Annotated in this window: 7 protein-coding genes; 5 read left to right on the top strand and 2 right to left on the bottom strand. The window is 76.9% G+C overall.

The genetic code is table 11. The features are described 5' to 3' along the window. Positions 1–71: 71 nt before the first annotated feature. Complete coding sequence (locus ACI78Z_RS21495; RefSeq protein WP_457038566.1) at positions 72–2,063, bottom strand: multicopper oxidase domain-containing protein; 1,992 nt, start codon at positions 2,061–2,063, stop codon at positions 72–74. A gap of 170 nt (positions 2,064–2,233) precedes the next feature. Here ACI78Z_RS21495 and ACI78Z_RS21490 point away from each other — a divergent pair, with 170 nt between their 5' ends. From ACI78Z_RS21490 to ACI78Z_RS21470, 5 genes are read left to right on the top strand one after another with little or no spacing between them, the layout of a single operon-like run. After that, complete coding sequence (locus ACI78Z_RS21490) at positions 2,234–5,458, top strand: BTAD domain-containing putative transcriptional regulator (protein WP_457038565.1); 3,225 nt, start codon at positions 2,234–2,236, stop codon at positions 5,456–5,458. A gap of 60 nt (positions 5,459–5,518) precedes the next feature. Continuing rightward, positions 5,519–6,115, top strand: a complete 597-nt coding sequence (locus ACI78Z_RS21485; protein WP_457038564.1) for a sugar O-acetyltransferase — start codon at positions 5,519–5,521, stop codon at positions 6,113–6,115. Further along, positions 6,112–6,669, top strand: coding sequence for a TetR/AcrR family transcriptional regulator (locus tag ACI78Z_RS21480; protein ID WP_457038563.1), 558 nt, complete (start codon positions 6,112–6,114; stop codon positions 6,667–6,669). Before ACI78Z_RS21485 ends, ACI78Z_RS21480 begins: the two co-directional genes overlap by 4 nt. Positions 6,670–6,700: 31 nt before the next feature. Beyond that, positions 6,701–7,900, top strand: coding sequence for an MFS transporter (locus ACI78Z_RS21475; RefSeq protein WP_457038562.1), 1,200 nt, complete (start codon positions 6,701–6,703; stop codon positions 7,898–7,900). 35 nt (positions 7,901–7,935) lie between these two features. Further along, positions 7,936–8,232 (top strand): hypothetical protein, encoded by a 297-nt coding sequence (locus ACI78Z_RS21470; RefSeq protein WP_457038561.1) that lies wholly within the window; start codon positions 7,936–7,938, stop codon positions 8,230–8,232. Positions 8,233–8,238: 6 nt separating this feature from the next. On the opposite strand, the gene ACI78Z_RS21465 is transcribed toward ACI78Z_RS21470, so the two are convergent. Next, positions 8,239–8,412 (bottom strand): DUF4236 domain-containing protein, encoded by a 174-nt coding sequence (locus tag ACI78Z_RS21465; protein WP_457038560.1) that lies wholly within the window; start codon positions 8,410–8,412, stop codon positions 8,239–8,241. Positions 8,413–8,470 lie beyond the last annotated feature (58 nt).

Raw genomic sequence — 8,470 nt, 5'->3', positions numbered from 1 at the left:
GGCCAGGCCGGCCTGGCCGCCACCGACCACGGCGACGTCCAGCGGCTCGACGGCCGGGCCGTCGGGCGCGGTCACCGGGTCGCTCCGGCCGCGACGGTGAAGCTGAACATCATCCCGCTGTGCATGTGCTCGGCGATGTGGCAGTGCGCCATCCAGATCCCGGGCGTGGAGAGCTCGAGCAGGATGTCGACGGTCTGGCCCGTGCGCACCAGGACGGTGTCCTTCCACACCAGGTTGGGCTCGGGCACGCGGTCGCGGGCGAGCACGAGGAAGCGGCCGGCCCCGTGCACGTGGAACGGGTGGTGCATTGGGTGGTCGGAGTCCATCTCGTTGACCAGCCGGATCTTCACCCGCTCCCCCACGGTGAACCGCCAGTCGGCCGGCGGGGCGTTCCCGCCGTCGGTGCGGTCGAGCAGCTGCCAGCGCATGGTGGCCGCGGTGGTCTGCCGGTTGACCTCGGCCATGTCGTCCTCCCACTCGATGCCGTCGGCGGTGCCGGACCCGTGGGCCGTGTCGCCGTGGCCCATGTCGCCATGGCCCCTGTCGTGGCCCATGCCGTGGCCCATGCCGTGGCCCATGTCATGGCCCGTGTCATGGCCCGTGTCATGGCCCGTGTCATGGCCCGTGTCATGGCCCGTGTCATGGCCCATGGCGCCGTGGTGGCCGGCGGCGCCGCCCGACGAGGTCGCCAGCAGCTTCATGCCGCACTTCGGGCACCGGCCGGGCCGGTCGCTGACCACGTCGGGGTGCATCGGGCAGGCGTAGGACGCCGGCTCACCCGCCGCGGCCGTGGCGGGGTCGTCCATCTCGGCGACGATGGCGAGGACCTTGTCCGGTTCGGCGGCCAGCCACGGCTCCAGCTGCTGCCGCTCGGCGGTCAGCTCCGGCGCCGTGCGCAGAACCTCGAACGCCTCGCGCAGCGACGGCCGCGCCTCCTCGTCAACCACGGTGATCGACGCCAGCCGGGAGGTGCGCCGCGGGGTGCGGTGCTCCAGGACGAGCTCGCCCGGCCGGTCGAACAGCACGTCGACCACGGCCCGCTCCGAGGGGGCGAGGACGACGTCGTCCACGAACTGCTCGCGCTCGACGCGGCCGTTGTCGCCGCCGACCAGCTTCATCCGCGCGCCGGGCAGGACGACGCGGAAGACCCGGCTGTTGGCGGTGTTCGTCAACCAGAACCGCACCACCTCGCCGGTCCGTGCGGTCAGCGCCAGGTCGGTCTCGCCCGCGACGAGCAGCACGTTGCCGTAGCGACCCATCGCCGCGTAGTCGGTCTCGGTCCGGCTGAACGGGGCGATCGCGCCGTCCTCGAGCAGCACGTCGTCCAGGGTGAGGACGACGTCGCGGTGCGCTGGTGGCCAGTAGTCCGGCTCGGCCGGGTCGACCAGGATGGTGCCGTACAGGCCCAGTTCCTGCTGCAGGTCCTCCCGGACGTGCGGGTGGAACCAGTACGCGCCGGCGTCGACGAAGGGCAGGCGGTAGGTGAAGTGCCCGCCGGGCGGGATCGGCGCCTGGGTCTCACCGGGCACGCCGTCGTAGCGGTTCTCCAGCCGCAGGCCGTGCCAGTGCACGGTGGTCTCGACGTCGGTGTCGTTGGTGACGTGGACGGTGACCTGCGTGCCCTGCCGGACCCGCAGGGTGGGGCCGGGGACGGAGCCGTCGTAGGCGAGCATGCGCACCGTGGCGTCGCCCAGCCGCTTGGCGACCGGGGCGATCCGCAGCTGCAGCTCGTCGCCGTCGGCGAGCTCGAGGATCTCGGGGCGGGTGGCCTCGGGCAGACCGGTGGTGTCGGTGGCGTAGAAGGTGTCCACGGTGGGTCCTCCGGGAGGAGTCGTGCCGGGCAGCGGGGGGCCGTCGAGGGGGTCGGCGGCCCGGTCGACGAGGAAGCCGGCGGCGCCGATGGCGGCGGTGACCGCGGCGGGGTCGGCCGGTCCGGTCACCCGCACGGTGCGGTCGGCCAGGTCGGCCTGGAGGGTCTGCACGCCCGGGACGTCGCTGATCCGGGCGCTGATCGCCCGCACGTCGCGCCGCGAGGTCATCGCCGGCACGTGGACCGAGATCATGGCGCCTCCTGTGCGGGTCCGGTCAGCGCCGACCGTCCCGGGGTGCGCTGTCCGTTCGCTGTCCGGCCGCTGACCGCGGGGCGCCCGGCCGGACGCGGGCTCGTTGTGCGGGGGTGCCGCGCGGCCGACAATCGGCCGACTCGACGGACGGGCTCCGGGGAGGGCGGCGCATGCAGATCCGCGTCCTGGGGCCGGTCGAGGTCGTCGTCGACGGGCAGCCGCGGCCGCTGCCCGGGGGCGGCGAGCGGGAGCTGCTCGCGCTGCTGGCCCTCTCCGCCGGCCGGGTGGTCGCCGTCCCGGCCCTGGTGGACGCCCTGTGGGGTGAGGAGCTGCCGGCGAACCCGGGCAACGCGCTGCAGGTTCGGGTGTCCAAGCTGCGCCGCGCCCTGGCCGCCGCCGGGATCGCCGACGCGCTGGTCACGCGGCCGCCCGGGTACGTGCTCGACGTCGACCCGCGGCAGGTGGACGCGCTGCGCCTCGCCGACCTGGTCGCCGAGGCCCGCGCGGCCGCCGGCACCGACCCCGAGCGTGCCACCCGGCGCTACCGGGAGGCGCTGGGCCTGTGGCGCGGCACCCCGCTGGCGGAGTTCCCCGACGCCCGCTGGGCCGCACCGGAGGCGGCCCGGCTCACCGAGCTGCAGCTGGCGGCCCGGGAGGAGCTCGTCGACCTGGAGCTCGCCGCCGGCCGGCACACCGAGGTGCTCGCCGAGCTGGAGTCGCTCACCGCCGCCCATCCGCTGCGCGAGCGGCTGCACGCCCGGCTGATGCTCGCGCTGTACCGGTCCGGACGGCAGGCCGACGCGCTGGCGGCCTACCAGCGGGCCCGCGCGGTGCTCGACGCCGAGCTCGGCCTGGCGCCGGGCGCCGAACTCCGAAGCCTGCAGGAGGCGGTGCTGCAGCAGGATCCCGACCTCGGCGCTCCGGCCCGGGCCGCACCCCCCGAGGCGCCGCCGTCGCCGGCACCGCCACCTCGGTTGCCGCCCCGGCTGACCTCCTTCCTCGGCCGCGACGCCGACCTGCGCCGGCTGGTGGCGCTGCTCCGCGCCTCCCGGCTGGTGACGGTCACCGGCCCCGGCGGCGTGGGGAAGACCAGCCTCGCGGTGGAGGCCGCGCGCGCCGCCGCGGCCGGCTCCGGCGACGGCGTCGGGTTGGTCCGGCTCGCCGGCGTCACCGACCCGGCGGGCGTGCCGCACGCCGCGCTGGCCGCGCTGGGCATCCGGGACGTGCCGACCGCGACCGCCGAGGACCAACTGCTCGGCCACCTCCGCGACCGCGCGACGCTGCTGGTGCTGGACAACTGCGAGCACCTCGCCGACGCGTGCGCGCTGCTGGCCGAGCGGCTGCTGGAGTCCTGCCCGGCCGTGCGGGTGCTGGCCACCAGCCGCGAGCCGCTGGCCGCCCGCGGCGAGGTCCAGTGCGCCCTGGACCCGCTGCCGGTCCCCGCCGGCGCGGCGGCTGCCGGCGACGTGGTGGCCAGCGCGGCCGTGCAGCTGTTCGTCGACCGGGCCCGCGCGGCGCTCCCGGACTTCGCCCTGCGGCCGGACGACGCGACCGCGGTCGCCGAGGTCTGCCGGCACCTCGACGGGATCCCGCTGGCCATCGAGCTCGCCGCCGCCCGGGTCGCCGCGCTGCCGGTCGACCAGCTCGCCCGGCGGATGGGCGACCGGTTCACTCTGCTCACCACCGGTCCGCGGACCGCCGAAGCGCGCCAGCGCACCCTGCGCGCCACCGTCGACTGGAGCTACCGGCTGCTGACCGAGCCCGAGCGGGTGCTGCTGGGCCGGCTGTCGGTGTTCCGCGGCGGCTGGACACTGGAGGCGGTGCAGGCCGTCGCGGGCGGCGAGCCGCTGACCCCGTCCGCCGTCGTCGACCTGCTCGGCCGGCTGGTCGACCGGTCCCTGGTCGTGGTCGACCGCTCGCCGGCCGGTGCCGGCGCCGGTCCGCGGTACCACCTGCTGGAGACCATCCGGGAGTACGCCGCCGAGCGGCTGGCCGAGTCCGGCGAGGCCGACCGTGTGGCCCGGGCGCACGTCGCCCACCTCACCGGGCTGGCCGACCGCGCCGAGGCCGACCTGCGCGGTGCCGGGCAGGCGTACTGGCTGCCGCGGCTGGCGGTCGAGCGCGACGACGTCGACGCCGCGCTCGCCTGGTGCACCGAGCACGCCGCCGAGGACCCCGATGCCGGGCTCCGGCTGGTGGCCCCGCTGGGCTGGTACTGGTACTTCGCCACCCGTCCCGACGGCGGTCGACGGGTTGCCTCGGTGCTCGCGGCCACACCGGGTGGCTCGCTCGAGGCGCGGGCGCGGGCGCTGCAGTCGCTGGCCGTCGCCGCCCGCCCGGGCGCCTGCATCGTCCACCCCGATCCCGAGTGCGCCGACGCGGCCGCGCAGAGCCGCGCGCTGTTCACCGACCTGGGCGACGAGTTCCGCGCCGCGCTGTCGGACACCCTGCTCGCCGTGGAGGCCATCGGCGCCGACGACCCGGCACCGGCGGCCACCGGGCTCGAGCGGGACGCCCGGGTGTTCGGCCGGGCCGGGGACGCCTGGTGCGGCGCGCTGGTGGACTTCGTGCGCATGGAGCTGCACGCCGCTGCCGGCGACCTGCCCGCGGCCACCGCCGTCGGCGGACGCGCGCTGGCGGCCTTCCGCGCGCTCGGCGACCAGTGGGGCGTCTCGGCCATCCAGTTCCACCTCGGCATCGCCCTGCACCGCGCCGGGCAGCTGCCCGAGGCGCTGGACATGTACGAGGGGGCGCTGACCAGCGGAGCCGAGGTCGGGCCGGCCAACACCATCCAGTACGTCCTCGCCGGCGCCGGCCACGTCACCCTGCTCCTCGGCGATCCCGATCGCGCCGCGCGGCTGTTCGCCGAGTCCCACGCCGTCGCCCGGCAGCTCGGCGCCGAGGGCAACCCCCGGGCCGCGGTGGGGGAAGGGCTGCTGGCCCGCCAGCGCGGCGACCCGGTCGCGGCCCGGGCCCACCTCACCCGCGCGCAGCAGCTGCTGGCCGGGCGCAACGAGCCGGAGTGGACCGCCACCGCCCTGGTCGGCCTGGGCCACCTCGCCGAGGCCGACGGGGACCTGGCCAGCGCCGAGTTCTCCCACCGCCGGGCGTGGCAGACCGCTCCCGGGCACGCCGCCGCCCTGGAGGGGCTGGCCTGCGTCGCCGCCGCCCGCGGGGACGCCGTTGCCGCCGCCCGGCTGCTCGGTGCAGCCCGGTGGTGGCGCGCCCTGCGGCAGCGGCCGGCGTCCCGGCTGGAGCGCCTCGACGTCGACCGCGCTGAGCACCGGGCCCGGACGCTGCTCGCGGACGCCGACTTCGACGCGGAGCACCGGGCCGGCTTCTCCTGCCCGCACGACGTCGTCGCCGCTCTGGACGCCGTCGCCGGCAACCGCTGAGCCCCGCCGTGACGAGCAGCACCCCGCACCCACACCCAGCCGATGTGTACAGTTGTTCCTATGAGCCTCCGCGACGACGTCGCCGACTCCCGGACCATGCGCGAGCGGATGCTCGCCGGCGACCTCTACGTCGCCGACGACCCCGAGCTCGCCGAGGCCAGCACCCGCGCGCTGGACCTGGCCGGCGCCTACAACGCGACGACGGTGCGCCAGGGTCCGCTGCGCCGCCGGCTGCTCGAGGAGCTGCTCGGCGCCGTCGGCGAGGGCACCGAGATCCGGCCGCCCTTCCACGTCGACTACGGCAGCCACCTCCGCATCGGCGCCCGCTGCTTCGCGAACTTCGGCCTGGTCGCCCTGGACGTCGCGCCGATCACCATCGGGGACGACGTCCAGATCGGGCCCAACGTCCAGCTGCTCACCCCGACCCACCCGGTCGAGCCGGAGCCACGGCGGGACAAGTGGGAGGCGGCCGAGCCGATCACCATCGGCGACAACGTCTGGCTCGGCGGCGGGGCGATCGTGCTGCCCGGCGTGACCATCGGCGAGAACACCGTCGTCGGCGCCGGGGCCGTGGTCACCCGGGACCTGGCGGCGAACGTGGTCGCCGTGGGCAACCCCGCCCGGGTCGTCCGCACCCTGGACGGGCCCGGCCGGTGACCTCGGCCCCGCCGCGGCGGGCCCGCCGGCACGACCCGGGACGGCGCGACCGGCTGCTGGACACCGCGCTCGACGTGATCGCCGAGCAGGGCGTCGCCGCCACCACGCACCGGGCGATCGCCCGCGCCGCCGACGTCCCGCTGGGGTCGCTGACCTACCACTTCGCCTCGCTGACCGAGCTGCTCGCCGCGGCGTTCACCCGGCACGTCGACACCGTCGCCGAGCGCTTCGACGAGCGCATACGGGCCGCGCCGGACCGGGCCGCGGCCCTGGAGGCGCTGGTCGAGCACCTGACCGGCGACCTGCTCGGGTCCACCCGGGACCTGGTGCTCGCCGTCGAGCTCTACGTCGCCGCGGCCCGCAACCCGGCGCTGCGCGCGGTCACCCAGGACTGGATGTCCCGCAGCCGCCGCAGCCTCGAGCGCCACCTGGACCCGGTGACCGCCCGCGAGGTCGACGCGCTGGTGGAGGGACTGGTGCTGCACAGCGCGCTGTCCACCGACCCGATGGACGCCGCCCAGATCCGCTCCGCCCTCTCCCGGCTCGCCGGCTGACCGCTCGCCCACCCCCCGCCCCGAGGACACCGTGGACACCACCACGCTCGACGCCGCACGCCTGCGCCGTGCCCGCACCGCAGTCGCCACCTGCTTCTTCCTCAACGCCGTGTTCTACGCCGGCCTGGTGCCCCGGCTGCCGGAGGTCAAGGCGCAGCTGGGGCTGAGCAGCACCGCACTCGGCACGGCGCTGGCGGCCCTCCCCCTGGGCGCCCTGCTGGCCGGGCTGTCGTCGGCGGCGCTGATCCGCCGGTTCGGCTCCGGCCGGGTCGCCTCCTACGGCCTGGTGCTGCTCGGCGTCACGGTGTGGACGGCGTCGCTGGCGCCCAACTGGTTCGGCCTGGCCGCGGCGCTGCTGCTCCTCGGCGCGCTGGACGCGATCGTCGACGTCGCCCAGAACGCGCACGGGCTGCGGGTGCAGCGGCTCTACCAGCGTTCGATCCTCAACGCCTTCCACGGCCTCTGGAGCGTGGGCGCGGTCGCCGGCGGGCTGCTCGGCTCGGCCGCGGCGGGGTTGGGTGTGCCGCTGGCCGCCCAGCTCGGCGGCTCGGCCGTCGTCTTCGGCGCCGTCGCGCTGGTCACCTCCCGCGCGGTGCTCCCCGGTCGGGACGAGCCCGAGCCGGTCGCCGGGGGGGTGCCGCGAGAGCGCCCGCGCCGGCGGGCCGCCGTCCCGGCGCTGGCGGTGCTCGGCGTGCTCGCCGCGTGCGGCGCCTTCGTGGAGGACGCCGGCGCCTCGTGGAGCGCGCTCTACCTGCGCACCGAGCTCGACGCCGGGGCGGCGACCGCGGGGCTGGGGTTCGTCGCGCTGTCGGTGGCGATGACCGTCGGGCGGCTGACCGGCGACCGCGTGGTCGACCGGTTCGGCCAGCGCCGCGTGGCGCGGGCCGGCGGCGCGCTGACCGCCGCGGGGATGGGCCTGGCCCTGGCGCTGCCGTCGGTGCCCACCACCCTGCTCGGGTTCGCGCTCGCCGGGCTCGGCGTCGCCACGCTCATCCCGGCCGTCTACCACGCCGCCGACGAGCTGCCCGGGCTCCCGCACGGGACGGGCCTGACGGCGGTCAACTTGCTGCTGCGGATCGGCTTCCTGCTGTCACCGCCGCTCGTCGGCGCCCTGGCCGACGCGACCAGCCTGCGGGTCGCCCTGCTGGCCGTCGTGCTGTCCGGGGTCGGCGCGCTGGTGCTCGGCCGGTCCCTGCCCGGCCGGGCGGCCGCGGACCGGCCCGCCGGCTGAGCGACCCGGACGACGGATGCGGGTAGGGGTCCGCCATGGCACTCCGCAACGCGGCGGTCGCGGCCGCCGGCCAGTGGGTCGACCCCGACGACGGCATCCGCTATCCCGCAGGCGAGGTGCACGCCTGGGAGCGCGGTCGCAACGAGACGGTCTGCGGCCTCTCGCTGAGCAGGTCGCGGCTGGCCCGGTTCCCGCACGTCAGCTGGGCCGACGTCCAGCCGGAGTCCGGCCGCCACGCCGAGGAGGTGCAGGAGGTGTGCCGCCGCTGCCGGGCGGGTCTGGGCGGACGGCGCGACGAGCGCGGCTGGACCCGGACCAACCCCCGCCCCTGAGCCCGCTCAGCGGCGGCGCGACCAGACGTACCGGAACGGCCCGGGCAGCCGCACCGACCAGCGGCGTCCACGGGGGCTGTAGCCGACCGGACCGACGTGGAAGCTCGGCGACAAGCCCCGCCGGCCGACGTTCAGGTGGAGCGGACCGAGGCGCTTGGTGAAGCGGAAGGAGAAGGGCATGCCGGGCCCCTACCCAGCCGGCGGCGTGTCGCCCGCAGGGGCGACATGCCCCCGTCGG

This window comes from Geodermatophilus sp. SYSU D01176 (genome assembly GCF_054050015.1).
The sequence above is the reverse complement of the archived record's forward strand: the minus strand, read 5'-3'. Positions and strand labels throughout refer to the sequence as shown.